The organism is Kineococcus terrestris, assembly GCF_041020755.1.
Classification (GTDB): Bacteria; Actinomycetota; Actinomycetes; order Actinomycetales; family Kineococcaceae; genus Kineococcus; species Kineococcus terrestris.
Map to the genome: position 1 here is coordinate 1 of NZ_JBEUEI010000024.1, position 24524 is coordinate 24524.

27 protein-coding genes and 1 tRNA gene are annotated in these 24524 nt (G+C 77.9%); 21 read left to right on the forward strand and 7 right to left on the reverse strand.

What is annotated here, in order from left to right:
- The first annotated feature begins 122 nt into the window (after positions 1-122).
- The 6 genes from AB8M62_RS14280 to AB8M62_RS14305 all read left to right on the forward strand — a co-directional run bounded on the left by AB8M62_RS14280 (position 123) and on the right by AB8M62_RS14305 (position 5880).
- Positions 123-710, forward strand: coding sequence for a YqgE/AlgH family protein (locus tag AB8M62_RS14280; RefSeq protein ID WP_369052558.1), 588 nt, complete (start codon positions 123-125; stop codon positions 708-710).
- 73 nt (positions 711-783) lie between these two features.
- Complete coding sequence (locus tag AB8M62_RS14285) at positions 784-1098, forward strand: DUF3039 domain-containing protein (RefSeq protein ID WP_369052557.1); 315 nt, start codon at positions 784-786, stop codon at positions 1096-1098.
- A complete protein-coding gene (locus AB8M62_RS14290) occupies positions 1098-2522 on the forward strand; it encodes an MFS transporter (RefSeq protein ID WP_369052555.1) in 1425 nt (474 codons plus the stop codon). Before AB8M62_RS14285 ends, AB8M62_RS14290 begins: the two co-directional genes overlap by 1 nt.
- Positions 2523-2638: 116 nt before the next feature.
- Complete coding sequence (locus tag AB8M62_RS14295) at positions 2639-4405, forward strand: DEAD/DEAH box helicase family protein (protein ID WP_373694955.1); 1767 nt, start codon at positions 2639-2641, stop codon at positions 4403-4405.
- Positions 4406-4430: 25 nt separating this feature from the next.
- Complete coding sequence (locus AB8M62_RS14300) at positions 4431-4889, forward strand: SRPBCC family protein (protein ID WP_369052552.1); 459 nt, start codon at positions 4431-4433, stop codon at positions 4887-4889.
- Between the two features lie 124 nt (positions 4890-5013).
- Positions 5014-5880 carry an RDD family protein gene (locus AB8M62_RS14305; RefSeq protein ID WP_369052551.1) on the forward strand — a complete coding sequence of 289 codons (867 nt, stop codon included), beginning with the start codon at positions 5014-5016 and terminating at the stop codon, positions 5878-5880.
- A 13-nt stretch (positions 5881-5893) separates the two neighbouring features.
- Here AB8M62_RS14305 and AB8M62_RS14310 read toward each other — a convergent pair whose 3' ends face one another.
- Positions 5894-6532 carry a nicotinamidase gene (locus AB8M62_RS14310; RefSeq protein ID WP_369052550.1) on the reverse strand — a complete coding sequence of 213 codons (639 nt, stop codon included), beginning with the start codon at positions 6530-6532 and terminating at the stop codon, positions 5894-5896.
- Between the two features lie 40 nt (positions 6533-6572).
- Positions 6573-7850 (reverse strand): nicotinate phosphoribosyltransferase, encoded by a 1278-nt coding sequence (locus AB8M62_RS14315; RefSeq protein WP_369052549.1) that lies wholly within the window; start codon positions 7848-7850, stop codon positions 6573-6575.
- 90 nt (positions 7851-7940) lie between these two features.
- On the opposite strand from AB8M62_RS14315, the gene clpS reads away from it, so the two are divergent.
- The 3 genes from clpS to murI all read left to right on the forward strand — a co-directional run bounded on the left by clpS (position 7941) and on the right by murI (position 9751).
- On the forward strand, positions 7941-8243 hold the full coding sequence (gene clpS / locus AB8M62_RS14320) for an ATP-dependent Clp protease adapter ClpS (RefSeq protein WP_369052548.1): 303 nt from the start codon (positions 7941-7943) through the stop codon (positions 8241-8243).
- Positions 8244-8258: 15 nt separating this feature from the next.
- The gene (locus AB8M62_RS14325) at positions 8259-8852 is read left to right on the forward strand and encodes a DUF2017 domain-containing protein (RefSeq protein ID WP_369052547.1); all 594 of its coding nucleotides are present in this window, start codon (positions 8259-8261) and stop codon (positions 8850-8852) included.
- An 83-nt stretch (positions 8853-8935) separates the two neighbouring features.
- Positions 8936-9751: a glutamate racemase gene (gene murI, locus AB8M62_RS14330; RefSeq protein ID WP_369052546.1), complete on the forward strand. Its 816-nt coding sequence runs from the start codon at positions 8936-8938 to the stop codon at positions 9749-9751.
- Here murI and AB8M62_RS14335 read toward each other — a convergent pair.
- Complete coding sequence (locus AB8M62_RS14335) at positions 9669-10094, reverse strand: hypothetical protein (protein ID WP_369052545.1); 426 nt, start codon at positions 10092-10094, stop codon at positions 9669-9671. The genes murI and AB8M62_RS14335 overlap by 83 nt on opposite strands.
- A gap of 207 nt (positions 10095-10301) precedes the next feature.
- On the opposite strand from AB8M62_RS14335, the gene rph reads away from it, so the two are divergent.
- The 5 genes from rph (at position 10302) to AB8M62_RS14360 (ending at position 14879) form a co-directional block, all read left to right on the forward strand.
- Positions 10302-11102 carry a ribonuclease PH gene (gene rph / locus AB8M62_RS14340; protein ID WP_369052544.1) on the forward strand — a complete coding sequence of 267 codons (801 nt, stop codon included), beginning with the start codon at positions 10302-10304 and terminating at the stop codon, positions 11100-11102.
- Between the two features lie 49 nt (positions 11103-11151).
- Entirely contained in the window at positions 11152-11850 is a 699-nt protein-coding gene (rdgB, locus tag AB8M62_RS14345) for an RdgB/HAM1 family non-canonical purine NTP pyrophosphatase (protein ID WP_369052543.1), read from the forward strand.
- Between the two features lie 95 nt (positions 11851-11945).
- Positions 11946-13418: a molybdopterin-dependent oxidoreductase gene (locus AB8M62_RS14350; RefSeq protein ID WP_438822174.1), complete on the forward strand. Its 1473-nt coding sequence runs from the start codon at positions 11946-11948 to the stop codon at positions 13416-13418.
- 37 nt (positions 13419-13455) lie between these two features.
- Positions 13456-14028, forward strand: coding sequence for an ECF RNA polymerase sigma factor SigK (gene sigK, locus AB8M62_RS14355; protein ID WP_369052542.1), 573 nt, complete (start codon positions 13456-13458; stop codon positions 14026-14028).
- Positions 14025-14879 (forward strand): anti-sigma factor, encoded by an 855-nt coding sequence (locus AB8M62_RS14360; RefSeq protein WP_369052541.1) that lies wholly within the window; start codon positions 14025-14027, stop codon positions 14877-14879. Before sigK ends, AB8M62_RS14360 begins: the two co-directional genes overlap by 4 nt.
- A 29-nt stretch (positions 14880-14908) precedes the next feature.
- Here the strand turns inward: AB8M62_RS14360 and AB8M62_RS14365 are convergent, their stop codons facing one another.
- Positions 14909-15922 (reverse strand): NAD-dependent epimerase/dehydratase family protein, encoded by a 1014-nt coding sequence (locus AB8M62_RS14365; protein WP_369052540.1) that lies wholly within the window; start codon positions 15920-15922, stop codon positions 14909-14911.
- 122 nt (positions 15923-16044) lie between these two features.
- Here AB8M62_RS14365 and AB8M62_RS14370 point away from each other — a divergent pair, with 122 nt between their 5' ends.
- The 3 genes from AB8M62_RS14370 (at position 16045) to AB8M62_RS14380 (ending at position 19248) form a co-directional block, all read left to right on the forward strand.
- Positions 16045-16836 (forward strand): TetR/AcrR family transcriptional regulator, encoded by a 792-nt coding sequence (locus AB8M62_RS14370; RefSeq protein ID WP_369052539.1) that lies wholly within the window; start codon positions 16045-16047, stop codon positions 16834-16836.
- 245 nt (positions 16837-17081) lie between these two features.
- Complete coding sequence (locus AB8M62_RS14375) at positions 17082-18215, forward strand: glycosyltransferase (protein WP_369052538.1); 1134 nt, start codon at positions 17082-17084, stop codon at positions 18213-18215.
- 64 nt (positions 18216-18279) lie between these two features.
- Positions 18280-19248 (forward strand): ATP-grasp domain-containing protein, encoded by a 969-nt coding sequence (locus AB8M62_RS14380; RefSeq protein WP_369052537.1) that lies wholly within the window; start codon positions 18280-18282, stop codon positions 19246-19248.
- A gap of 24 nt (positions 19249-19272) precedes the next feature.
- Here AB8M62_RS14380 and AB8M62_RS14385 read toward each other — a convergent pair.
- Together AB8M62_RS14385 and bcp are read right to left on the reverse strand one after the other, a co-directional pair.
- Positions 19273-19354 (reverse strand) — tRNA-Leu (locus AB8M62_RS14385).
- A gap of 76 nt (positions 19355-19430) precedes the next feature.
- Positions 19431-19919 carry a thioredoxin-dependent thiol peroxidase gene (gene bcp / locus AB8M62_RS14390; protein ID WP_369052536.1) on the reverse strand — a complete coding sequence of 163 codons (489 nt, stop codon included), beginning with the start codon at positions 19917-19919 and terminating at the stop codon, positions 19431-19433.
- A gap of 282 nt (positions 19920-20201) precedes the next feature.
- Between bcp and AB8M62_RS14395 the strand changes: the two genes are divergently transcribed.
- From AB8M62_RS14395 to AB8M62_RS14405, 3 genes are all read left to right on the forward strand, one after another.
- Positions 20202-20492 (forward strand): DUF3618 domain-containing protein, encoded by a 291-nt coding sequence (locus AB8M62_RS14395; RefSeq protein WP_369052535.1) that lies wholly within the window; start codon positions 20202-20204, stop codon positions 20490-20492.
- A 91-nt stretch (positions 20493-20583) separates the two neighbouring features.
- The gene (locus AB8M62_RS14400) at positions 20584-20877 is read left to right on the forward strand and encodes a GroES family chaperonin (RefSeq protein ID WP_369052584.1); all 294 of its coding nucleotides are present in this window, start codon (positions 20584-20586) and stop codon (positions 20875-20877) included.
- 104 nt (positions 20878-20981) lie between these two features.
- The gene (locus tag AB8M62_RS14405) at positions 20982-22319 is read left to right on the forward strand and encodes a cytochrome P450 (RefSeq protein WP_369070031.1); all 1338 of its coding nucleotides are present in this window, start codon (positions 20982-20984) and stop codon (positions 22317-22319) included.
- Here the strand turns inward: AB8M62_RS14405 and AB8M62_RS14410 are convergent.
- Positions 22288-22938, reverse strand: a complete 651-nt coding sequence (locus AB8M62_RS14410; protein ID WP_369069987.1) for a hypothetical protein — start codon at positions 22936-22938, stop codon at positions 22288-22290. The two genes, AB8M62_RS14405 and AB8M62_RS14410, sit on opposite strands and share 32 nt — an antisense overlap.
- Before the next feature lie 175 nt (positions 22939-23113).
- Here AB8M62_RS14410 and AB8M62_RS14415 point away from each other — a divergent pair, with 175 nt between their 5' ends.
- Positions 23114-24514 (forward strand): diguanylate cyclase, encoded by a 1401-nt coding sequence (locus AB8M62_RS14415; protein ID WP_369069988.1) that lies wholly within the window; start codon positions 23114-23116, stop codon positions 24512-24514.
- Positions 24515-24524: the final 10 nt, after the last annotated feature.

Here is a 24524-nt window from a genome sequence, read left to right on the forward strand (position 1 = left end):
GGGACGAGCAGCGACTGCGCCCGGGGGGAGCCCATCCCCTTCCGAAATGTGAAGGATTGTCTTTCCGCCACGGACCGGCGGCTCGGTGGTGCGCGGCGGCCGCCGCGCGGGAGGATGACCGGGTGGACCGAGCGCACCGCGAGGCCGGGCTGACGGGGAAGCTGCTGCTGGCCACCCCCTCCCTCACCGACCCCGACTTCCACCGCACCGTCGTGCTCCTGCTCAACCACGACGACGACGGCGCGCTGGGCGTCGTGGTCAACCGCCCCCTCGACGTCGACGTCGACGTCGTCCTGCCCAGCTGGCAGCCCTTCACCACCAGCCCCGGCAAGCTGTTCCAGGGCGGCCCCGTCGCGCTGGACTCCGCGCTCGGCCTCGTCGCCGTCCCCGGCGACCGCCCCGACCCCGTCGGCGTGCGCCGCGTCTTCGGCTCCGTGGGGCTCGGCTCCGTCGGGCTCGTCGACCTGGACACCCCGCCCGAGGCCGTCGTCCCCGAGCTGGCGGGCCTGCGCATCTTCGCCGGCTACGCGGGCTGGAGCGCCGCCCAGCTCGAGGCCGAGATCGCCGAGGGCGCCTGGTTCGTCCTGCCCGCCGAGGCGCGCGACGCCTTCAGCGACGCCCCCCAGCGGCTGTGGGCCGACGTGCTGCGCCGCCAGGGCGGCGACCTGGCCCTGGTCGCCAGCTTCCCCGCCGACCCCGCCCTCAACTGACGGTCCCCGACCGACCCGCCCGCCCCGCCGCGCCCCGGGACCGGCTCGGCGGCCTCGACGTAGCATGCTCGCCATGAGCTCGCCGACGGACGACCCGACCAGCCCCCAGCCCCTCGAGTCGCCGTCGTCGACGCCGCAGCGCACCGCCGTCCTGGACCGCGAGGAGCGGGTCGAGGAGCGCGCCGAGCCCGGCGACCACGAGCGCTTCGCGCACTACGTGCAGAAGGACAAGATCATGGCCTCGGCGCTGTCCGGGGACCCCGTGATCGCCCTGTGCGGGAAGGTGTGGGTGCCCGGGCGCGACCCCAAGCGCTTCCCGGTGTGCCCCACCTGCAAGGAGATCTACGAGGGTCTGCAGGGCGGCGGCGGGGACGACTCCGGCCGCTGATGAGCTCCCCCGCACCGGCGGGGGAGGGACCCGCCCCCGGGCCGCTCTCGCGCGCGCACCGCGCGACGACGATCTCGATCGTCGCGTTCATCACCCTGGTCGCCTTCGAGAACATGGCCGTGGCCACGGCCATGCCCGTGGCGGCCGAGGCCCTGGACGGGGTGCGCGCGTACGGGCTGGCCTTCTCCTCCTTCCTCACCGCCTCCCTGCTCGGCAACGTCGTCGCGGGGCCCTGGGCCGACGCCCGCGGCCCGCGCGCCCCGCTGGCCGCCGGCGCCGCCCTGTTCGCCGCCGGGCAGCTGCTGTGCGCGCTGGCGCCCACGTTCCCCCTGCTGCTGGCCGGGCGGCTGCTGGCCGGGGGCGGTGGCGGGCTGGTCGTCGTCAGCCTGTACGTCGTCGTCGGCGCCGCCTACCCCGACGCGGTGCGCCCGCGGATGTTCGGGTTCATGGCGGCCGCCTGGGTGCTGCCGGCGGTCCTCGGTCCGGCCGTGGCCGGGGCGGTGGCCCAGCACCTGTCCTGGCGGGCCGTCTTCGGCGGCGTCGTGCCGCTGGCCGCGCTCGTGGCGCTCGTCATCCTGCCGCGCGTGCCCACCGGCGGCACCGGCGTCCTGGACCCCACCACGCGCGGGCGGGCCCTGCGCGGCACCCTCCTGGCCGCCGGCGCCGGTGCCCTGCAGGTCGGCGCCGAGGACCTGTCCGGCGGCGGGGCGCCCGCCGTGGTCCTCACCGTCGCCGGTGCCGCCCTCGTGGCCGTCGCCCTGCCCGGGCTGCTGCCGCGCGGCACGCTGCGCGCCGCGCGCGGGCTGCCCAGCGTCATCGCCGTCCGCGGCCTGTACACGGCGGCCTTCTTCGGCACCGAGTCCTTCGTCCCGCTGTTCCTGGTCACCGAGCGCGGCATGGACCCCGCCCAGGCCGGGCTCGCCCTGACCGGCGGGGCGATCGGCTGGTTCACCGGGTCCACGCTGCAGGGCCGCTCGCTGTCGGGCTGGCCGCGCCACCGCCTCCTCGTCGTCGGCGGCCTCGTCGTGGCCGGCGCGATCGGCTGCCTCGTCGCGCTCGTCCTGTCCGGGGCCAGCGGCTGGCTCGTCGTCGGCGTGTGGGCGCTGGCCGGCTGCGGCATGGGGGTGGGCATGGCCACCACCAGCGTCCTGACGCTGCGGATGGCCGCGCCCGCCGAGCGCGGCCTGGCCTCCTCGGCGCTGCAGCTGTCCGACAACCTCGGCGGCGTCCTGGGCATCGCCGTCGTCGGCTCCGTCTACGCCGCCGTCGGCAGCGCCGGGCGCGGCGGTGACGCGCCCCTGTTCGCCGGCATGTTCGCCGGTCTGCTGCTCGTCGCCCTGCTGTCCGCCGCCACGGGGGCGCGCGGACGGGCACCGGGTGCGCAGGCACCGGCGCCCGGGTCGACTACCGTCGGAGCACCGTGAGCACGACCAGCCCCGCCCCCCGCGCCACCGGCACCGCAGGCACCGCCCGCGACCTGCCGGCGGACCCGCAGTCGCACCCCGCGCTGGCGCTGGCCGGCACCACGGCGGGCCCGGTCGTGGACGCGCCCGGCGCGCCCGCGGCCCGTCCGCTGCGCGCCTGGCAGAACGCCGCCCTGGAGCGCTACTTCGACCCCGGCCGCGAGGACCCGCGCGACTTCCTCGTCACCGCGACCCCCGGCGCCGGCAAGACGACGTTCGCGCTGGCGCTGGCGCGCCGGCTGCTGGACTCCCGGCGCGTGGACCGCGTCGTCGTCGTGGCCCCCACCGACCACCTGCGCACCCAGTGGGCCGAGGCCGCCCACCGCGCCGGCATCGAGCTGGACCCCACGATGAGCAACGCCGTGGGCCCCGTGCGCCCCGACGTGCGCGGCTACGTCACCACGTACGCGCAGGTCGCCGGGCACCCGATGCTGCACCGGGCCCGCTCGACGGCGAAGAAGTCCCTGGTGATCATGGACGAGATCCACCACGCCGGCGACGGGCTGTCGTGGGGCGACGCCGTCCTGGAGGCCTTCGACGACGCCCGCCGCCGCCTGTCGCTGACCGGGACGCCGTTCCGCACCAAGGCCGACGAGCGCATCCCCTTCGTCCGCTACGTCGAGGACGACGCCCCCGACGCCGAGGGCGGCCTGCGCAGCGTCGCCGACTACACCTACGGCTACCGCGAGGCGCTGGCCGACGGCGTCGTGCGCCCCGTCGTCTTCGCCGCGTACACGGGCACCTCGCGCTGGCGCAACAGCGCCGGGGAGGTCGTGGCCGCCTCCCTGACCGACGCGACGACCAAGTCGGTGGAGGCGCTGGCCTGGCGCACCGCGCTGGACCCGCGCGGGGACTGGGTGCCGCACGTCGTCGCCGCCATGGACGAGCGGCTGAACCACCTGCGCGAGCACGGCATGCACGACGCCGGCGGCCTCGTGCTGGCCTCCGACCAGGACGACGCCCGCGCCTACGCGAAGATCGTGCAGCGGGTCACGGGGGAGAAGCCCGTGCTGATCCTGTCCGACGACCCCAAGGCGTCGCAGAAGATCACCGACTTCGCCGAGGGCGACCAGCGGTTCGCGGTGTGCGTGCGGATGGTCTCCGAGGGCGTCGACGTGCCCCGCGCCGCCTGCCTGGCGTGGATGACCTCGTACCGCACGCCGCTGTTCTTCGCCCAGGCCGTCGGGCGCGTCGTGCGCGCCCGCCGCCGCGGGGAGTCCGCCACCGTCTTCCTGCCCGCCGTGCGGCCGCTGCTGGCGCTGGCCGCCGAGCTGGAGAGCGACCGCGACCACGTCGTCGCCCCGCCGCCGTCCGGCGAGGCCCTCGACCCGGGCGAGCTGGACCCGCTGCCGCCGCCGGAGCGCGAGCCCGGCGCGGCGGGGGAGTACGAGGCGCTGGAGGCGCAGGCCGAGTTCGCCCACGTCCTGCACGGCGGGCGCGCGGTGACCGCCGGCGGCGCCGGGCCCGCCGGGCCGCTGAGCGAGGACGAGGAGGACTTCCTCGGCCTGCCCGGGCTGCTGTCCCCGGAGCAGACGGCCGCCCTGCTCGCCCAGCGCGACGCGGAGATCCGCAAGCGCACCGCCGCCCCTCGCGCCGCGGACGAGGAGGACGGCGCCGCAGCGCCCGGGCCCGCGCCGGAGGAGCCGGACGAGGCGGTGTGGCACACCGCGGCGCTGCTGCGCAAGGAGATCCACGGCCTCGTCGGCCGCGTCGCCGCCGGCCGGCAGCTGCCGCACGCCAGCGTCTACGCGAAGGTGCGGGCGGCGGTGCCCGGCCCGCCGTCGGCCTCCGCCGGCGTCGACGTGCTGCGCCGGCGGCGCGACCACCTGCTCAGCCTCGTCTGAGGCCGCTCTGGGCTAGGTTCGAGCGGTGCCCGAGCTCGTCCAGCGCACCATGGTCCGCGCCCCCGTCGAGGAGGTCTTCGACGTCGCCCTCGACCTCGACGTCGAGCGCGTCGCGGGCCGGCGCTTCCGGGTGCGCGCCGTCGAGGGCGCCGGGCGCACCAGCGGGCGCATCGGGCTGGGCGAGCAGGTGCGCTGGCGGCTGCGGCTGCTGGGCGTCGTGCCCGTCGCGCACACCTCGCGCATCGTCGAGCTGGAGCGGCCGGGCCGCTTCGTCGACGAGATGGTGGACGGCGCCTTCGCCGCCTTCCGGCACGAGCACCTGTTCGAGACCGAGGGCCCGGGCATGACGATCATGACGGACCGGATGGTGTGGCGCTCGCCCGCGGGCGCGCTGGGCCGCCTCGCCGACGCGCTGTACGTGCGGCGCACGCTGCGCCGGCTGCTGGCCGACCGCAACTCCGAGATCGTCCGCCGCTTCAGCTGAGGGCCACCGCCGGTGGGCGCCTCCGGGTGGAACCCCCCGCGCCGGGCGCCCGTTCACCGGGCGTGGCACGACTGCGCGACCCCCTGACCGTCCCGGCGGCGCCCGCCCGGCGCGCGAGGCCAGCGTGAACGCCCCCGCCGGCTGGTACGCCGACCCCTCCACCCCCGGGCAGCTGCGGTGGTGGGACGGGTCCGCCTGGACGCAGCACACGCACCCCGAGCCCGGCGCGCAGGCCGGCGGGCAGGACACCGGCGCCGGCGGCTCCGGTGACTGGCAGGCGCCCGCGGGCCCGCAGCGGCCGGGCTCGTCGTGGGGGGACGCGCAGCGCTCCGGCGAGCCGTCGTGGCTCCAGGAGCCGCCGCACGAGCAGCAGGGACAGCCCGGCCAGCACGGCCAGCCCGCGCAGTACGGCCAGTACGGGCAGCAGGGCGGCCTCGCCACGGCGCGGGCCGTCGCGACGCCCGACGGCGAGCCGCTGGCCGGGCTCGGCGCCCGCCTGCTGGCCAGGATCGTCGACGGCGTCCTCGTCTACACCGTGACGGCCGTCGCCGTGCAGTCGCAGCTGGAGCGGGTCTTCGCGGCCGCCGGCGGCTTCTGGCAGGAGAGCCTGGACGCGGCCACCACGGGCGGCGTCCAGCCGTCCACCGACGTGCTCGTGAACCCCAACGTCGTCAACGCCGTCTCGACGATCACCTGGGCGCTGCTGGCGATCAGCGCCGTCTACACCGTGCTGTTCCTGCGCTTCTTCGGCGCCACGCCCGGCAAGCTGCTGATGGGCGTGCGGGTGCGCCGCTGGGACGGCGCGGGCCTGCCCGGCTGGTGGCCCTCGATCGCCCGCTGGGCCACCCGCGACCTGCCCAGCCAGCTGCTGAGCGTCTTCGGCCTGGCCTGGTGGATGCTGGACTCGCTGTGGCCGGTGTGGGACAAGCGCCGCCAGGGCCTGCACGACAAGGTCGGCGGGACCGTGGTGGTGCGCGCCCGGCGGCGCTGAGCCGCCGGGCCGCTCAGCCGGCGTCGGGCCCGGGCTCGGCGTCGGGCTGGGCGTCGGCGACGACCGGGTCGCCGACGAGGACGACGCCCGCGGCGCGCATCTGCTCCAGGGCCGCGTCCACGGTCGGGCGCGAGATGCCCGCCGTCAGCCCCAGCAGGACGGTCGTGCGGAAGCCCTCGCGCACCGCGTCCAGGGCGGTGGCCCGCACGCAGTGGTCGGTGGCGATGCCCACCACGTGCACCTCGTCCACGCCCCGCTCGCGCAGCCAGTCCGCCAGCCCGGTCGCCAGCTCGCCGCCCTCGGCGGTGACGGTGGAGGTGTGGCCCTCGAAGCCGGAGTAGGCCGCGGCGTACTGGCCCTTGCGGAAGACCGCCTCCACGCGCGAGGTGTCCAGCGCGTCGTGCAGGAGGGCGCCCCGGCTGCCGGCGCGGCAGTGCGGCGGCCAGGAGTCCACGAAGTCCGGGGTGTCGGAGAAGTGGTCGCCCGGGTCGACGTGGAAGTCCTGGGTGGCGACGACGTGGTCGAAGCTGATGCCGCCGCGCGCCAGCAGCTGGCTGGTCGCGGCGGCCACCTCGTCCCCGCCGGCCACGCCGAGGGCGCCGCCGGGGCAGAAGTCGTTCTGGACGTCGACGACGACGAGGCAGCGGGTCACGGTCGTCCCTCCGGGATCGGGTCGGGCGGGTGCGGGTCGCTCAGGCGGGCAGGACGGTGGTGGGCACGGCCGGCTCCCCCCTGGACAGCGCGAGGCCGTCCCAGGGCAGCGTCACCAGGGCGCGGCGCAGGTGCTCGCGGGACTCCTCCAGCGTCGGCAGGTCCTCCACGACCCGGCCGGCGCGCACCAGCGGCACCTGCAGGACGCGGTCGCCGTCCTCCGGCTCGGGGGCCCGGCCGGTGCCCAGGACCTCCTCGGTGGCGGTGCCGGTGGGGCGGTGCCGGCGCACGGCGACCTTGCGCCCGCCCTGCGTCGTCTTGGACGTCGAGCGCTTGGCGACGGGCCGGCCCTCGACCTCGACGAGCTTGTAGACCATCCCGGCCGTGGGCGCCCCGGAGCCGGTCACCAGCGAGGTGCCCACGCCGTAGCGGTCCACGGGCGCGGCGGCCAGCGCCGCCAGCGCGTACTCGTCCAGGTCCCCGGACAGGACGACCCCCGTGCTCGTGGCACCCAGGGAGTCCAGCTGCGCGCGCGCCTGCACGGCCAGCACCGCCAGGTCGCCGGAGTCGATGCGCACCGCGCCCAGCCGCGGGCCGGCCACCCGCACGGCCGTCTCGATGCCGCGGGTGATGTCGTAGGTGTCGACCAGCAGCGTGGTGCCGGTGCCCAGCGCCCGCACCTGCGCGCGGAAGGCGTCCTCCTCGCTGTCGTGCAGCAGCGTGAAGGCGTGCGCGGCGGTGCCGGAGGTGGGGATGCCGTGCTCGGCGCCGGCGCGCAGGTTGGAGGTGCTGGCGAAGCCGGCCAGGTAGGCGGCGCGGGCCGCGGCCACGGCCGCCCCCTCGTGGGTGCGCCGCGAGCCCATCTCCACCAGGGGGCGTTCGCGGGCGGCGGTGACCATGCGCGCGGCCGCCGAGGCGATGGCGCAGTCGTGGTTGAGGATCGACAGGACCACGGTCTCCAGGACGACGGCCTCGGCGAAGGTGCCGGTCACGGTGAGCACGGGGGAGCCGGGGAAGAACAGCTCGCCCTCGGGGTAGCCGTCGACGTCGCCGCCGAAGCGGTAGGAGCGCAGGAAGTCCAGGGTGCGCTCGTCCAGGGCGCCGGTGAACGGCGCGAGGTCCTCCTCGCTGAAGCGGAAGCGCTCCAGGGCGTCGAGCACGCGGGCGGTGCCGGCCACGACGCCGTAGCGGCGGCCCTCCGGCAGCCGGCGGGCGAAGACCTCGAAGACGCACCGGCGCTGCGCGGTGCCGTCGGCCAGGGCGGCCTGCAGCATCGTCAGCTCGTAGCGGTCGGTCAGCAGCGCGGTGCTCGTGCTCACCCGGCCGAACCTAGCGGGCGGGGCGCGCACCCGCCCGCGCCCGCCGTCCGGGCGGACCGGGGGCCCGCGCGCCCTCCGTACACTGGCCGCGTGCCGGCGACCGTCCTGACCGCTCCCGTGGAGCTGGAGCGACCGGAGACGGACCTCTCGCAGGAGGTCTCGCCGCCGTGGGTCACGATCGTCTGGAACGACCCGGTCAACCTCATGTCCTACGTCTCCTACGTCTTCCGCACCCACTTCGGGTACTCGGAGCAGAAGGCGGACGCGCTCATGCTCGACGTGCACCAGCGCGGCCGCGCGGTCGTGTCCTCGGGCACGCGCGAGCAGATGGAGCGCGACGTGGAGGCCATGCACGGCTACGGCCTGTGGGCGACCCTGCAGAAGGACGACTGAGGAGCCCAGCACCCCGTGGCCACCTTCCGCCGTTCCCGCGACGGCCTCCTGACCCTCGACCTGCGCCCGGTCGAGGCCGACGTGCTGGCCTCGCTGGCCCGCGAGGTCCTCGAGCTGCTCGGCGCGCCGGGCGAGCCGGCGCAGCGCGCCGTGGACCCGCTGGCCGAGGAGCTGGGCCTGGCCGACCTGCCGTCCTTCGGCGACCACGAGGGCGCCTCGCCCGCGGTCCCGCCGGAGGACGAGGTCCTGCGCCGGCTGCTGCCCGACGCCTACGGCGAGGACGACCCGCAGGCCGCGGCGGAGTTCCGCCGCCTGACCGAGGCGGGGCTGCGCGAGCGCAAGGCCCGCGCCGCGCGGGGTCTGCTGGCCACGCTGGAGCCCGTGGCCGGGCAGGGCGGGCGGGTGAAGCTGGACGCCGACGGCGCGCGCACCTGGCTGGCGGCCCTCAACGACATCCGCCTGGCGCTGGGCACCCGGCTGGGCGTCAGCGACGACCCGGACGAGGACCCGTTCGACGCGCTGGCCGAGGAGGACCCGGAGCGCTACGCGTGGGCGGTGTACGACTTCGCCACCCACCTGCAGGAGACGCTGGTCCGCTCGCTGGGCTGACGCGCCGGGCGCCGGCGCGCCCGTGCCGACCCGCCCGCTGACCCACGGCCGGGACCCGCAGCGCTGTCCTACTGTGTCCCGTCGTGGACGACGCACCCATCGGCATCTTCGACTCCGGCGTCGGCGGGCTGACCGTCGCGCGGGCCGTGCTGGACCAGTTGCCGCACGAGCCGGTCCACTACATCGGCGACACCGCGCACAGCCCCTACGGGCCCAAGCCGATCGCCGAGGTGCGCCGCTACGCGCTGGACGTGCTGGACGTGCTGGTGGAGTCGGGCGTGAAGATGCTCGTCATCGCCTGCAACTCCGCCTCGGCCGCGATGCTGCGCGACGCGCGCGAGCGCTACGACGTGCCGGTGGTGGAGGTCATCCAGCCGGCCGTGCGCCGGGCCGTGCGGGCCACCCGCAACGGCCGCGTCGGGGTGATCGGCACCCGGGCGACGATCTCCTCGCGCGCCTACGAGGACGCCTTCGCGGCCGCGCCGGACCTGACGCTGACGACGGCGGCCTGCCCGCGGTTCGTGGAGTTCGTCGAGCGCGGCGTCACCAGCGGGCCGGAGCTGCTGTCGGCGGCGGAGGAGTACCTGGAACCCGTCATCGCGGCGGGCGTGGACACCCTCGTGCTGGGCTGCACGCACTACCCGCTGCTGCAGGCGGTCCTGCGCAGCGTCGTGGGCGACGGGGTGACGCTGGTCTCCAGCGCGGAGGAGACCGCCTCGGACGTCTACCGGGTGCTGTCGGCGCGCGGGATGCTGCGCCCGGACGAGCGCCCGGCGCCGCGGCACCGGTTCACCTCGACGGGCGACAAGGGCCTGTTCACCGGGCTCGCGCAGCGCTTCCTCGGGCCGCAGGTCGTCTCGGTCGAGGAGACCGGGCCGCTGCACCTCGGCGTGCTGTAGCGGCGGCGTCCTCGCCGACGACGGCCAGGGGCGCGGGCCGCCGGGCGTCCCGCTCGCCGTCGCGCTCCAGGGCGGTCAGGTCGATGACGCGCGCCGGGGCCAGCGGCCAGGTGGCGCGCGGGGAGACGGGCTGGGAGACGGCGCCGTCGGTGAACTCCACGACGAGGCGGCGCAGACCGGGCAGCGCGGGCCCGACCGCGGTGACGGCGGCGACCTGGCGCTCGACGAGCCGGTGGCGAGTGGCGCCGGGCAGGCGCAGCGGCCGCAGGACGACGCCCTCGTGGTCGGCGGTGCTGGTGCGGACCCGGTCCCCGGGGACCAGCTGCCGGGTGGTGCGCGACATGGGCTCATCGTGCCCCGCCCCGGGGCGGTTGGCGCTCGATATCGCCCCTCGTGACCTCAGCGTGACCCGATCGGCGCAGCGTGCGCCGCCCGGGTGATGCCGTTGCGACGCAACGTCGCTCACTGGTCGCTCAGGGTGCCCGGTCGGTGGGGTTGGGCGGTCGCGGGCGGCCGCCGGCGCCCGGCCCGCGGGTGGCAGGCTGGGCGCGTGACGACCTCCAGCACGACTGCCGCGCCCGAGCCGCAGCCCGGCCCCGCGTCCGCACCCCGGGCCGACGGGCGCGCCCCCGACGAGCTGCGCCCCGTGCGCATCACCCGCGGCTGGCTCGACCACGCCGAGGGCAGCGTCCTCGTCGAGTTCGGCCGCACCCGCGTCCTGTGCGCGGCCTCCTTCACCGAGGGCGTGCCCCGCTGGCGCAAGGGCTCCGGGCAGGGCTGGGTGACCGCCGAGTACGCGATGCTGCCGCGCGCCACCGACACCCGCGGCGACCGCGAGTCCGTCAAGGGCCGCATCGGCGGGCGCACCCACGAGATCAGCCGCCTCATCGGCCGCAGCCTGCGCGCCGTCGTCGACACGCGGGCGCTGGGGGAGAACACCGTCGTCCTGGACTGCGACGTGCTGCAGGCCGACGGCGGCACCCGCACCGCCGCGGTGACCGGTGCGTACGTGGCCCTCGCCGACGCGGTGGCCTGGGCGAAGGGGCGCGGACTGGTGCGCCCGTCCAGGCAGCCGCTGACCGGGTCCGTCAGCGCGGTCAGCGTCGGCGTCGTCGGCGGCCGTCCCGTCCTGGACCTGCCCTACGAGGAGGACGTGCGCGCCGGCACCGACATGAACGTCGTCGTCACCGGCGACGGGCGGTTCGTCGAGGTGCAGGGCACCGCCGAGGGCGTGCCCTTCGACCGCGCCGAGCTGGACGCCCTGCTCGACCTCGCCGTCGGCGGCTGCGCGCAGCTGGCGCGGTTGCAGGAGGAGGCGCTGGCCGCGCCCCTGCCCGGGGCGGGCGCGTGAGCGGCGAGCTGCGTGCCGTGCCGGCCCCCCTGCTGCCCGGGGCGGGCGCGTGAGCGGCGCGGGCCGGGTGGTGCTGGCCACCCGCAACGCCCACAAGGTCGGCGAGCTGCGCGCCGTGCTGGCCCCCCTGCTGCCCGGCGTGGAGGTCCTGGGCATCGAGGAGACCGGCGCCGACGTGCCCGAGGTCGCCGAGACGGGCGTCACCTTCGCCGAGAACGCGCTGCTCAAGGCGCGCGCCGTCGCGGCGGCCACCGGCCTGGTCGCGGTGGCCGACGACTCCGGCATCGCCGTGGACGTCCTCGGCGGCGCGCCGGGCATCTTCTCCGCCCGCTGGGCCGGCCGGCACGGCGACGACGCCGCCAACCTGGCGCTGCTGCTGGCGCAGGTGGCCGACGTGCCCGCGGCGCACCGCGGCGCCGCGTTCGTGTGCGCGGCAGCGCTGGCCGCGCCCGGCGGGGGTGCGGCGGGCGAGCACGTGGAGCTGGGCGAGCTGCGCGGCCGGCTCGCGGACGCGCCCGCCGGCTCGGGCGGGTTCGGCTACGACCCCGCCTTCGTGCCCGAGGGCGACGAGCGCACCCTCGCGCAGTTCTCGGCGGCCGAGAAGAACGCCGTCAGCCACCGCGGCCGCGCCTTCGCCCTGCTGGCCCCGCACGTCGCGCGGGTGCTGGGCGGGCCGGACGGGCGTCGTGACGAGCACCACCCGGACGGAGTCGTCCGCGGGGCCGCCGGCTCCGAAGACGGGGTGTGAGGACAGACGAGCGTGGTCCGGTGAGCGGCCCGGCGCCGGAGGTGGAGGGGAGCGCGGGACGCGCGGCGTCCCGCGCCGGACGGGGCTGGGCGGCCCTGGCCGGGATCGCGTCGGCCGTCCTCACGCTGGGGGTGGGGCAGCTGGCGGCGGCGCTGACGTCGCCGTCGGCCGCCCCCCTCGTCGTCGTGGGCGACGCGGTCGTCGACCTCGTGCCGCCGTGGCTGAAGGACCTGGCCATCGCCTGGTTCGGCACGGCCGACAAGGCCGTGCTGCTCGCCACGGTCGGCGCGCTCGTGGCCGTGCTGGCCGCGGTGGCCGGGCTGCTGGCCCGCCGCCGCCCGGCCGCCGGGGTCGCGGTGGTCGCCGCCCTGGGGGCCGTGGGGGTGCTCGCGGCGCTGACCCGTCCCGACGCCGGGCCGCTGACCCCGCTGCCGTCCGCCCTGGGGGCGGTGGCCGGGGCGCTGGCGCTGGTCGGCCTCGTGCCGCGCGTCGGGCGGCCCGCGCCCGCGGGCCGGCGGGCGCTGCTGGTCGGGGGGTTCGCCGCCGGCGGGCTGGTCGCCGCGGGCGCCGGGCGGCTGGTCTCCGGCCGGCGCAGCGCCGAGGCCTCGCGCGCCGCCGTCGTCCTGCCGTCCCCGGCCTCGCCGGCGGCGCCGCTGCCGCCGGGGGTGGACCCCCTCGGCGGGGACCTGACCCCCTACGTCACCCCGAACGCGGACTTCTACCGGATCGACACCGCCCTGGTGGTCCCCGACGTCCCGGCCGAGACCTGGCGGCTGCGCGTGCACGGGATGGTCGAGGAGGAGCTGGAGATCGGCTTCGACGAGCTGCTCGCCCTGCCCCTGACCGAGCGCTGGATCACCATGACGTGCGTCAGCAACGAGGTCGGCGGCGACCTGGCCGGCAACGCGCGCTGGCTGGGGTACCCGCTGGCCGACCTGCTGGCCCGGGTGCGCCCCCGCGAGGGCGCCGACATGCTGCTGGCCACGAGCGTCGACGGGTTCACCCTGGGCGCGCCGCTGGCCGACGTCGTCGACGGCCGCGACGCCCTGCTGGCCGTCGGGATGAACGGCGAGCCCCTGCCGCGCGAGCACGGCTTCCCGGTGCGGATGGTCGTCTCCGGCCTGTACGGGTACGTGTCGGCGTGCAAGTGGGTCGTCGACCTGGAGGTCACGCGCTTCGCCGACCGCACCGCCTACTGGACCGAGCGCGGCTGGGCGGAGCGCGGGCCGGTGAAGACGGCCTCGCGCATCGACGTGCCGCGCTCCTTCGCCCGGCTGGAGGCGGGCCCGGTGACCGTCGCGGGCGTCGCCTGGGCTCAGGACCGCGGGATCGAGCGCGTGGAGGTGCGCGTCGACGACGAGCCGTGGCGCGAGGCGCGGATCGTCCCGTCCGTCTCCGACGACACGTGGTGCCAGTGGGTCTTCGACTGGGACGCGGCCGAGGCGGGCAGCCACCGGCTGGCGGTGCGCGCCACCGACGGCACCGGCGAGGTGCAGACGCAGGAGCGCGCCGCCCCGGTGCCCGACGGCGCCAGCGGCTGGCACACCGTCACCGTGAGCGTGGGCTGAGCCGGGCCGCCGGGAGGGGGGTGACAGGGTGGGCCTGGTGACCGCACCCCGTCCCGAGGTCCCGCCGGGCGGCTCGCCCGAGGACGACCTCGTCGCGGCCGCCGGCGGCGACCAGGAGGCGTTCGCGCGCTTCTACGACGCCACGGCCGCCGCCGTCCACGGCACCGTCCTGCGGGTCCTGCGCGACCCGGCGCAGTCGGAGGAGGTGGTGCAGGAGGTGTTCCTGGAGGTGTGGCGCACCGCCGCCCGCTTCGACGCGGCCCGCGGCTCGGCGCGCGCGTGGGCCGTCACCGTGGCCCACCGCCGGGCCGTGGACCGCGTGCGCTCGGCGCAGGCGGGCGCCGCCCGCGACGACCGCGCCGCCCGGCGCGAGCCGGACCCCTACGACAGCGTGAGCGAGGAGGTCGAGGTGCTCCTCGAGCACGACGAGGTCCGCCGGGCGCTGGCCGCCCTGTCGCCGGTGCAGCGCGAGGCCGTGGACCTGGCCTACTTCGGCGGCTGCACGCAGCGGGAGGTGGCCGAGCGGCTGGACCTGCCGCTGGGCACCGTCAAGAGCCGGCTGCGCGAGGCGCTGTTCCGGCTGCGCGACGCGCTGGGGGTGCGGGCGTGAGCGCGGGCGACGGGCGCGGGGACGGGCGCGGGGGCGGGCTGCCGGAGGAGGACCTGGCGGCCTGGGCGCTGGACGCCGTGGACGAGGACGAGCGCGCTGCCGTGGAGGAGCACCTGCGCACCTCGCCGGCCGTGCGCCGGGAGGCGGACGCGCTGCGCGCGACGGCCTCGCGGCTGGCCGGTGACGTGCCCCCGCCGCCGGGGCTGCGCGAGCGGCTGCTGGCCGAGGTGGCCCGCACGCCGCAGGAGCGGCCCGGGGACGAACTCCCCGCCGCGTCCCCCGTCCCCGCCGCGCCCGCGGCGGCCGGCGAGCAGGAGGACCCCGCGCCGGTCGTGGACCTGCGCGAGCGCTCGCGCCGCCGCCGGGGCTGGGCGACCGGGCCGCTGGTGGCCGTGGCCGCGAGCGTCGCGGTGGCCGTCGCGGGCGTGGCCACCGCGGTCGACGCGCGCCGCGACGCCGCCGACGCGCGGGCCGTGGCGGCCGCCGAGCGGCGCGACGCCGAGCAGGCGCGGCGGGTCGCCGACCTGCTGGGCAGCCCCGCCGCGCGGGTCGTCACGGTCGCGGCCACCGGCGGCGGCACGGCCACCGTGGTCACCGACGGCACGTCGGCGGCGGTGCTGGCCGCGGGGATGCCGGACGTCGGGGCGGGCCGGGAGTACCAGCTGTGGCTGGTCGAGGGCGACGCCCTGCGCTCCGCGGGGACGATGCTGCCCGGCGACGCCGAGGGGGGCGTCCGGTTCGTCGCCGACCTGGCGGGCGCGGGCGGGGTGGGCATCTCGGTCGAGCCGGCCGGCGGCTCGGAGCAGCCGACGACCACGCCGGTCGTCGTGGCGCCGCTGCCCGGCGCCTGAAGACTGCGGGGCCGGTCGGCCCCGCGCGCTCAGCCCACGGGCACCGCGCGCGGCGCCCGCGCGGGCAGCCCCAGCAGCTCCAGGTCGGCGCGCAGGGCGTCCTCCCAGGGCGTGGCGCGCACGCCGAGGACCTGCTCGGTGCGGGTGGCGTCGACGAGGAAGGGCGCGGCGAACTGCCAGCGCTCGGCCTCCATCGCGGCCGCGCTCGCGGACACGCGCGCGGCGGCGCGCAGCAGGAGGCGGGGGGCCACGCGCACCCGGTGCGGCCGCACCCCGCGCAGGCGGGCGACGTCGGCGGCCACCTGGTGCATCGAGCGCGCGGGGGACGGTACGAGCCAGGCCCGCCCGTCGGCGCGCTCGTCGTCCACGACGGCGAGCAGGGTCGTGACGGCGTCGGGCAGGAACGTCCAGGCGTGCGGGGCGGCGGGGTCGCCGAGCAGCGCGAACGGGACGCGCCCGCGCGCGGCGCGCGGCACGACCTCCAGGTCGAGGTGGCTGTTGGCCCCGGGTCCGCCGCCGAAGTAGTCGGAGGCGCGCACCTCGCTGGCGCGCAGGCGCCCGGCCTCGTGGCGGGCCAGGGCGTCGAGCCAGGTGCGCGCCCGCACGGCGCCCTTGGTGCCGGGGGCGGCGGCCAGGGGGGCGTCCTCGGTCATCGGCGCGGTGCGGGGTCCGTAGCCGTAGAGGTTGGAGAAGGCGACGTAGCGGGCGCCACCGGCCTCGGCGGCGTCGAGGAAGGCCGCGGTGAGACCGGGCCACTCCTGCGGCCACCGGTGGTAGGCGGGGTTGACGGCGTTGACGAGGGTGGCGGCCCCGCGCACGGCGGCGGCGAGGGCGCCGGCGCCGGAGCGGTGGTCGGCGGCGACGTCGAGGGCCAGGCGGCGCACGCGCTCGTGGTCGGGGCCGCGGCCGGAGCGGCTGACGAGGACGACCTCGTCGCCGCGGCCGGCCAGCGCGAGGGCCAGGCGGGTGCCGACGGGACCGGCACCGGCGACGACGTGGCGGGCGGGGGTGGGCTGGACGGGTTGGGAGGACTGGGAGGACATGGCGGGCTCCTGGATGTGAGCAGTGCTCTCGGACGAGAGCAGTGTTCACGCGTCGCGGGTCGACTGTCAAGAGCAGTGCTCTCAGTGGTGAGCGGCGCTCTCGTCCGTGCGAGGATGGCGCTATGAGCCCTTCCGCCGCCGCCGAGGCCCGCGCCCGCGCCCGCGAGGACGTCGTGCGCCGCATCGTCGGGGCCGGCCGCCGCCAGCTCGCCGAGGTCGGCGCCGCCGGACTGTCGCTGCGAGCCGTCGCCCGCGAGCTGGGCATGGTCTCCTCAGCCGTCTACCGCTACGTCGCCACCCGCGACGAGCTGCTGACCCACCTCATCGTCGAGGCGTACGACGCCCTGGGCGAGGCCGCCGAGCGCGCCGACGCCGCCTGCGCGTCCGGGGACGCCGCGGGCCGCTGGCGGGCGGTGTGCCGGGCGACGCGCGCGTGGGCGCTGGCGCACCCGCACGAGTTCGCCCTCGTCCACGGCAGCCCCGTGCCCGGGTACGCCGCGCCGGCGGAGACGGTGCGCCCCGCGGGCCGGGCGCCCGCGGTGATGGGCCGCCTGCTGCGCGAGGCCGTGGCCGCCGGCGTCGTCGACCCCGCCGCCGTCCGCCCCCTGCCGGCCGCGACCCCCGCCGCCCTGCGCGCGGACCTGCGCGCGCTCGCGGCCCAGCCGGTCTTCGGGCTGCTGCCCGCCGGCGCCGGGCCGGTCGAGGGCGAGGACGCGCTCGTGGCGCTGGCCGCGCACGGGCTGGCCGCCTGGCAGCAGGTGACCGGCGCCGTGGTGCTGGAGCTGGACGGCGCGCTCACCAACGTCGTCGGCGACCGCGCGGCGTGGTTCGACGTCCTCGTCGACGGCTGGCTCGACGTCCTGCTGCCGGGGACCGGGAACCCCCGTCCGGGGGTGGCGGAGAACCCGGCGTAGTCGTCCCGCCACGCCGCGCGGAAACCCCGGACGCCGCCCCCGGAACCGCCCGTGCGCGGTTCCTCACGAACCGCGACGGAGTTCCGTCGACGGGCCGTGACGGCCTCCTGACGATGCGTCGAGAACGTGCCGGGCGAGGTCCGCCGGTCGGGGGACGGCGGTGAAATCGTTGCAGCGCAGTCCTTCCGCACCGTTACGGTGCCCGGGTCCCGGGCCGCCGCGAACCCGGGGGTCTGGGGGAGACCGTGAGCACCACCCGCACCGCGCTGCCCGCGCTCGTCGTCGCCGCGTTCGCCGGCCACGTCGCCTACCCGGCGTGGCTGCTGGCGCACCGGCCGCCGCGCGCGCAGCGCGCCGCGATCGCCGCGACCGCCGAGGGGCCCGTCGCCGAGCACGGCTGGACGTGGGAGGACGTCGACGTCCTCGTCCCCGCCCACGGCGAGGCCGGCGTGATCCTCGAGACCCTGCGCACCCTCGTCGAGACCTGCCGCGTGCCGCTGTCCTGCGTCACCGTCGTCGTCGACGAGGACGAGCGCACCCGCGACCTGTGCCTGGCGCACGGGTTCCGGGTCGACTACGCCGAGCGGCGCGCCGGCAAGGCCGCCGCCGTCAACCGCGGCGTGGACGGCACGAAGGCGCCGTACGTCGTCGTGGTCGACGCCAACGCCACCCTCGACCAGGACGGCCTGCGGGCCCTGCTGAACACCTGCGCCGCCCGGTACGACCTCGTCTCCGGCCTGCGCCGCGAGCGCGGCGCCGCCGACGAGGGCCTGTACTGGCGCTACGAGAACTGGATCAAGACGACCGAGGCCGCGCGCGGCGGGTCGCTGGCGCTGGTCGGCGAGGCCGTCGCGTTCCGCCGGCCGGTGTTCCGGCCCATCCCCGCCGGGACCGCCAACGACGACCTGTGGCTGGCCTTCGACGTCGCCTCGCGCGGGTACGCCGTCGGTGTCGAGCCGCGCTGCCTCGTCGTGGAGGACTCCGCCCCGCGCGGCGACCAGCTGGAGCGCCGGGTGCGCATCATGGCCGGGCAGCTGCGCCTGTTCTGGCGCTACCGCGCGCAGTTCGCCAGCGGGCCGGTGGAGTTCCGCCGGTTCGCCGCCCACAAGGTGTGGCGCTCGACCGTCGGCCCGGCCGCCCAGGTCGCGCTGCTGGCCGGCGCGGCCGCCGCGCCGCGGCGGCGCACCTCCCAGCTCGTCCTGGCCGGCCACGCGCTGGCCGTGCTCGCCTACGCGCGCGGTGACCGCCTGCACGGGCGGGCCAGCGCGCCGCTGCGGCTGGCCGGGCAGGCCGTGGGGATGCCGCTGGTGGTGTTCTGCCGCGCCCTGCCGCGCGCCGTGCGCGGGCAGTCGGGGGTGTGGACCAAGAGGATGCGCTGAGCACCGGGCGGGTGCGCTGAGCACCGGGCGGGTGCGCTGGAGCCGGGCGGGGGATGATGGCGCGGTGAGCCCGGAGCCCGTCGTCCACGTCCTGCACGAGAACCCCGAGTGGCTGCCGCCGTTCGTCGAGGCCTTCGCGGCCGAGGGGGTGCCGCTGCGCGAGCACGTCCTGACCGGCGGCGAGCTGGACCTGGCCGCGGCCCCGGAGCCGGGGGTGTGGTGGTCGCGGATGTCGGCGTCCGCGCACACCCGCGGGCACACCGCCTCCGTCGCCCACACCCGCGCCGTGCTGTCGTGGCTGGAGGCCGCGGGGCGGCGCACCGTCAACGGCCGGCGCGTGCTGGAGCTGGAGCTGAGCAAGGTGCAGCAGCTGACCGCGCTGGCCGCCGCCGGGATCGACGTGCCCCGCACCGTCGCCGTCGTCGGCACCGACCGGCTGCGCGCGGCGGCGCTCGCGTTCGCGCGCGAGCTGGGCGGGCCGTTCGTCACCAAGCACTCCCAGGGCGGCAAGGGCCTGGGCGTGGCGCGGTTCGACTCCGCCGAGGAGTTCGAGGACGGGTTCGCCGACCTCGACGAGCCCGCGGACGGCGTGTGGCTGCTGCAGGAGCACGTCGAACCCGCCGACGCCTCGATCACCCGCGCGGAGTTCGTCGGCGGGGAGTTCCTGTACGCCGTGCGCGCCGACACCGCCAAGGGCGGTTTCCAGCTGTGCCCGGCCGACGCCTGCGAGCTGGACCCGGTGACCGGCCGGCCCGTCCTGCCGCCGGGGGCGACGGTCCCGCAGGAACCCGGCGACACCGTGTTCAGCCTGCGCGAGGGGTTCGAGCACCCGGTGCTCGCGCAGCACGCGCGGTTCCTGCGCGAGCAGGGCGTCGAGGTCGCCGGGGTGGAGTTCATCGAGACGGCCGACGGCCGGCTGGTCACCTACGACGTCAACACGAACACGAACTACAACGCGGCCGTGGACGCCGCGGCGCCGCGCTCGGGGCCCCGCGAGATCGCCCGGTACCTCGGGCGCCTGCTGCGCGGCTGAAGCGCCGCGCGGGCGCACCGCGAGTGCGGGAGGCGGGACTCGAACCCGCACGCCCGGAGGCACAGGATCCTAAGTCCTGCGTGGCTGCCAGTTACACCACTCCCGCTCGCCCCGGCAGCCTAACCGGGACGGGCGGGAGGAGGCGGGTGCACCGGCGTCCGGGGCGCTCCCCGGACCGCGCGTCAGGCGGCGTCGAGGCCCAGGTCGCGGCGCAGCTTGGCGACGTGGCCGGTGGCGCGCACGTTGTACTGCGCCAGCTGCACGAGGCCCTGCGGGTCCACGACGACCGTCGAGCGCACCACGCCCACGGACGTGCGCCCGTACATCGTCTTCTCGCCCCACGCCCCCCACGCCTCGAGCACCGCGTGGTCGGGGTCGGACAGCAGCGGGAACGTCAGGCCGTCGCGCTCGGCGAACTCGGCCAGCTTCGCGACCGGGTCGGGCGAGACGCCCAGGACCCGGTACCCGGACGCCGCCAGCGCGTCCAGGGAGTCGCGGAAGTCGCACGCCTGCGTCGTGCAGCCCGGCGTCATCGCCGCCGGGTAGAAGTAGACGACGACGTGGTCGCCGCGCAGCTGCGACAGCGTCACGGTGCTGCCGTCGTGCGCGGTGAGGGTGAAGTCGGGGGCGGTCTCGCCGGGCGTCAGCCGGCCTGCGGGGCGGTCGGTCACGGCGTCACCGTAGCCGCCGGGGCCCGGCCCGCGACCGGACCGCGACCGGGCGGGGAACCCGCTCCCGGGCCGACACGCGGCCGACGCGGGGCCGACGCGTGGCCGACACGGAGTCGCGGCGGGGCCGCCCGCGCGTGCGGCGGCACGCCCCTCCGGTACGGTCGGGTCGCCCCGCCGCCCCCCCGGGCCGGTGCGCGGGCCGCAGCACCAGGCGCAGCAGGAACGCAGCACGAACGCAGCAGGAACCAGGCACGAGGACCACACCGGTCGGCAGGAGGCACCGTGGCGGGCAGCGACGGCAAGGTCGAGATCACCACCACGGACCCCCGTGCGCTCGAGCGGGAGGTCCAGGTGCGCCGGGACCGGCTGGCCGCCACCCTCGAGGAGCTGCACGACCGCCTGCAGCCCTCCGAGATCGCCCGCCGGGGCCTGGCCTCGGCGCAGACGTCCGCCCTCGGGTTCGTCACCGACCGCCGCGGCGGGCTGCGCACCGAGCGGGTGGCCGCCGTGGCCGCCGTCGTCGTGGGCGTGGGGGTCGTGCTCGTCGTCCGCGCCGTGAAGAAGCGCCGCTGAGCGGGCGGACCCGCCCGGGCCGCGCGCGGGGGCCCGCCTGTACGGTCCCTGCGTGACCAGCGCGCCCGACCCCAGCCGCCTGCCGGTGCGGATGCTGCACGACCGGGTGCTCGTCTCGGCCGACGACGCCTCCGAGCGCAGGTCCTCCGCCGGCATCGTCATCCCCGCCACGGCCGCCGTGGGCCGTCGCCTGTCCTGGGCGACCGTCGTGGCCGTGGGCCCGCACGTGCGCCAGGTGCAGACCGGCGACCGCGTGCTGTTCGACCCCGACGACAAGGCCGAGGTCGAGCTGCACGGCAAGGGGTACGTGCTGCTGCGCGAGCGCGACCTGCACGCCGTCGCCGCCCCGCGCGTGGACGACGGCCAGACCGGGCTGTACCTCTGAGGCGCACCGGCACCCCGTCGGGCACGCCCTCGGGCACCACGTCGGGCACCGCGTCGGGCGCCCGTCGCAACGCCCGCTACACGCCGCTGGCGGCCGACGGCCCGCTGCCGTGGGACATGGTCCGCGCGGTCCCGGCGATCCGGCGCAGCCCGGTGGACTTCCTCACCGCCACGGCCGCCCGCTACGGCGACCTGGCCGCGTTCCCGCTGCCGCGCACGCCGGTGCTGCTGCTCAACGACCCCGCGGGCGTCAAGCACGTCCTCGTCGACGCCCACCGCCGCTACGGGCGGGCGACCCCGCAGTACTCGGCGCTGGCCACGGTGACCGGCCAGGGCCTGCTCGCCAGCGACGGGGAGACGTGGCGGCGGCACCGGCGCACCGTGCAGCCGGCGTTCCACCACGGGGCGCTCAGCGACGTGGCCGAGCGCTCCGTCGCGGCCGGCGCCCGGCTGGGCGCCGAGGCCGACGCGCGGGGCGGGGCGCCGCTGGAGGTCCTGGACGCCACCTCCCGCGCGAGCCTGGAGGTCGTCGGGCACACGCTGGCCGACGCCGACCTGTCCGGGGTGGCGCAGCAGCTCGTCGACGCCGTCGGGCGGGCGCTGGAGCTGCTCGTGGCCCGCGCCGCCAGCCCCGTGCCGGTCTCGTGGCCCACGCGCTCGCGGCGGCTGCTGGAGCGCGAGACGGCGCGCGTCGACGCCGTCTGCGCGCGGATCGTCGCCGCCCGGAGGGCCCGCCCGGCCGCGGCGGAGGGCGACGAGCGCGAGGACGTGGTGGGCCTCATGCTGCGCGCCGGGCTCAGCGACGCCGAGGTGCGCGACGAGCTGGTCACCTTCGTCGTCGCCGGCCACGAGACGGTCGCCTCGTCGCTGACGTGGACGCTGGACCTGCTGGCCCGCCACCCGGGCGCGCAGGAGCGGCTGCACGCCGAGCTGGACGAGGTCCTCGACGGCGGGCGCCGCTCGCCGGGCTGGGAGGACCTGCGCGCGCTGCGGTACACGCGCGCGGTGCTGGAGGAGTCGCTGCGGCTGTACCCGCCGGCGTGGGTCATCACCCGCCGGGCGCTGGAGGACGACGTCGTCGCGGGCGTCGAGGTGCCCGCGGGCACGCTCGTCATCGTCTGCACGTGGGCGCTGCACCGGCACCCGGCGGTGTGGGAGGAGCCGGAGGAGTTCCGGCCCGAGCGCTTCCTGGACGCCGCCCGCCGCGAGCGGGGCTACGTGCCGTTCGGGGCGGGGCCGCGGCTGTGCATCGGCCGCGACCTGGCGCTCGTGGAGTCGGTGCTGCTGCTGGCCGAGCTGCTGCGCACGCGCTCGCTGGCGCCCGCGCCGGGGCCGCGCCCCGCGGTCGAGTCGCTCGTGACGCTGCGGCCGCGGGGCGGGCTGCACCTGCTGGTGCGCGGGCGCGACGGGCTCAGGCCCGGGGGAACTGCGGCGTCCCGCTGACCCGCACGGTCGTGGACGTCGCCCCGGACGCCGTCGGCGGCAGGCCGTCCAGGACGACGGAGGCGCCGGTGAACCAGGCCCGGACCACGGTGGTGGTGGAGCGGCAGGCGCCCAGCGCGCCGCCGGAGGGCAGCGTGAACCCGGCGCGCAGGACGGCGGTGTCGGCGTCCACCCGGGTGGCCGGGCCGATCGTCGAGGCCGAGCGCGGCCACACCGGCCCGACGGGGACCTGGGTGCGCACCCACGACGAGCGGGTCGAGGTGCCGCAGCGCACCTCCAGGGTGACGCCGGCGGCCCCGCCGAAGCCGATCCCGCCGCCGGCGCGGTCCCCGGTCGCGGCCAGGCCGCTGACGCGGACGTCGATCGTGCCGTACCCGCAGGGGCTGACCGGCGGGGTCGCGGTGCGGCACGTCTCGGGCAGGACGGCGGGGCGCGGGGAGAGCGTCACGGCACCGGGTGCCGCCCGCACGCCCGGCGGCGCGGTGGCGGCGCCCGCGGCGGGTGCCGCGGCGAGCCCCGCGGTCAGGGCGGCGACCGCGGCCAGGGCGAGGGCGGGGTGTCGGACGGGGCTCAGGGTGGTGCGGCGGGTGGGACCGGTGGTGCGCGTGCGCTCGTTCACGGGTGCCTCCACGGTGAGGTCTGCCGGCGTCGGTGCTCGGCGGCACGCAGTCTCGTCCCACGGTGCGTGACCGGCAAGCCACCCTTCGGAGTCACCGGTGGGGGAGTGCGCCCGGGCGGCGGGTAAGCGCTCACCCGTGCTCAAGGGGCGCCCCGCGGGGGCCGACGACCACGGGGTGAGGCGTCCGGGGGCGGGGTGGTGGCGCTTCGCGCTGCCCGCGCTCACGGCCCTGGGTGCGCTGGCCGTCGTCCTCGCCGGAGCGGGACCGGTGCCGCAGGCCGTCGCCGCCGTGGCCCCCGGCGTCCTGGCCGTCGGCGCGGTCGCAGCGGGCCTGCCGCGGCGCCCGCGCTCGCACCGGCCGCCGTGGGTGCTGCACGGCCTGGGCCTGGCCTGCGTGACGGCCGGCCACGTCCTCTTCCACGTCGCGCTGCACCAGGGCGGTGCGTGGTCGGGGAGCGCCGCCGACGTCCTCTTCGTGCTCGGCAACGCGCTGGTCCTCACCGCGCTCGCCCGCCTCAGCTGGCGACGGTTCGACTCCGGAGCGCTGCTGGACACCGCCATCGCCGCGACCGGTGCCGCCGTCGCCATCGGTGCCCTCGTCGTCCGGCCGGCCCTGGCGCAGACCGGGCTGTCCGGCACGGGCGCGGTCCTCGTCGTCGTCTACCCGCTCTTCGACCTGCTGCTGCTCGGCCTGGCGCTGCACTGGCTGCTGTCGGGACGGTCCGCCCGCGTCCCGTCGGTGCTGGCCGCGGCCGCCTACGCGTGCCTGCTGGCCGGGGACGTCCTGTCGGGCGCCGTGGTGCTCCTCGGCCCGGAGCTGGGCGGTCCGTGGCAGTTGCTGCCCTTCTCGTGGTGCCTGTCGCTCCTCGCGGCCGCGGCACTGACCTCGACGCGCCTCGCGCCCGCCGTCCCGGACGAGACGACGACCGGCTGGCCGCTGTGGCGCTGGCTGCTGGTCGGCGGCGCGGCGTGCCTGGCGCCCGCGGTCCTGCTGGGGCAGGGCCTGGCGGGGCTGCCCGTCGACTGGGCCGTCGTGGGCACCGGCTCCCTCGTGCTGTCCGCGCTGACCCTGGCCCGGGTGCGCCAGCTCGTGCGCAGGGTCGAGGAGCAGGCCCGCCAGCTCGCCGAGGTCGCGCGCACCGACGCGCTGACCGGGCTGCCCAACCGCCGCACGTGGGACGCCTGCCTGCAGCGCGCGCTGGCCGGCGGCGGCCCGGTGGCCGTCGCGCTGCTGGACCTGGACCACTTCAAGCGGCTCAACGACACCGCCGGTCACGCCGCGGGCGACCGCGTGCTGCGCTCGGCGGCGGGCGCCTGGCGCGACCTGCTGCCGCCCGCGGCGATGATCGCCCGCTACGGCGGGGAGGAGTTCGCGGTGCTGCTGACCGGCGCGGCCGTGCCCGACGCCCTGGACCTCGTGGAGGACCTGCGCCGCGCCACCCCCGCGCCGCAGACCGCCTCGGCCGGGGTGGCGCGCTGGGACGGCGCCGAGAGCGCCGCGGAGCTGGTGGCGCGCGCCGACGCCGCCCTGTACGCGGCCAAGCGCGGCGGACGCGACCGGGTCGCCGCCCGCTGAGGCGGGCGGG

Bases quoted from the DNA above. Each gene is read 5' to 3' on its own strand.
- AB8M62_RS14290 (WP_369052555.1), top strand. From the start codon at position 1,098: ATGAGCTCCCCCGCACCGGCGGGGGAGGGACCCGCCCCCGGGCCGCTC.
- AB8M62_RS14400 (WP_369052584.1), top strand. From the start codon at position 20,584: ATGCTGCACGACCGGGTGCTCGTCTCGGCCGACGACGCCTCCGAGCGC.
- AB8M62_RS14285 (WP_369052557.1), top strand. From the start codon at position 784: ATGAGCTCGCCGACGGACGACCCGACCAGCCCCCAGCCCCTCGAGTCG.
- AB8M62_RS14370 (WP_369052539.1), top strand. From the start codon at position 16,045: ATGAGCCCTTCCGCCGCCGCCGAGGCCCGCGCCCGCGCCCGCGAGGAC.
- AB8M62_RS14365 (WP_369052540.1), bottom strand. From the start codon at position 15,922: ATGTCCTCCCAGTCCTCCCAACCCGTCCAGCCCACCCCCGCCCGCCAC.
- AB8M62_RS14335 (WP_369052545.1), bottom strand. From the start codon at position 10,094: ATGTCGCGCACCACCCGGCAGCTGGTCCCCGGGGACCGGGTCCGCACC.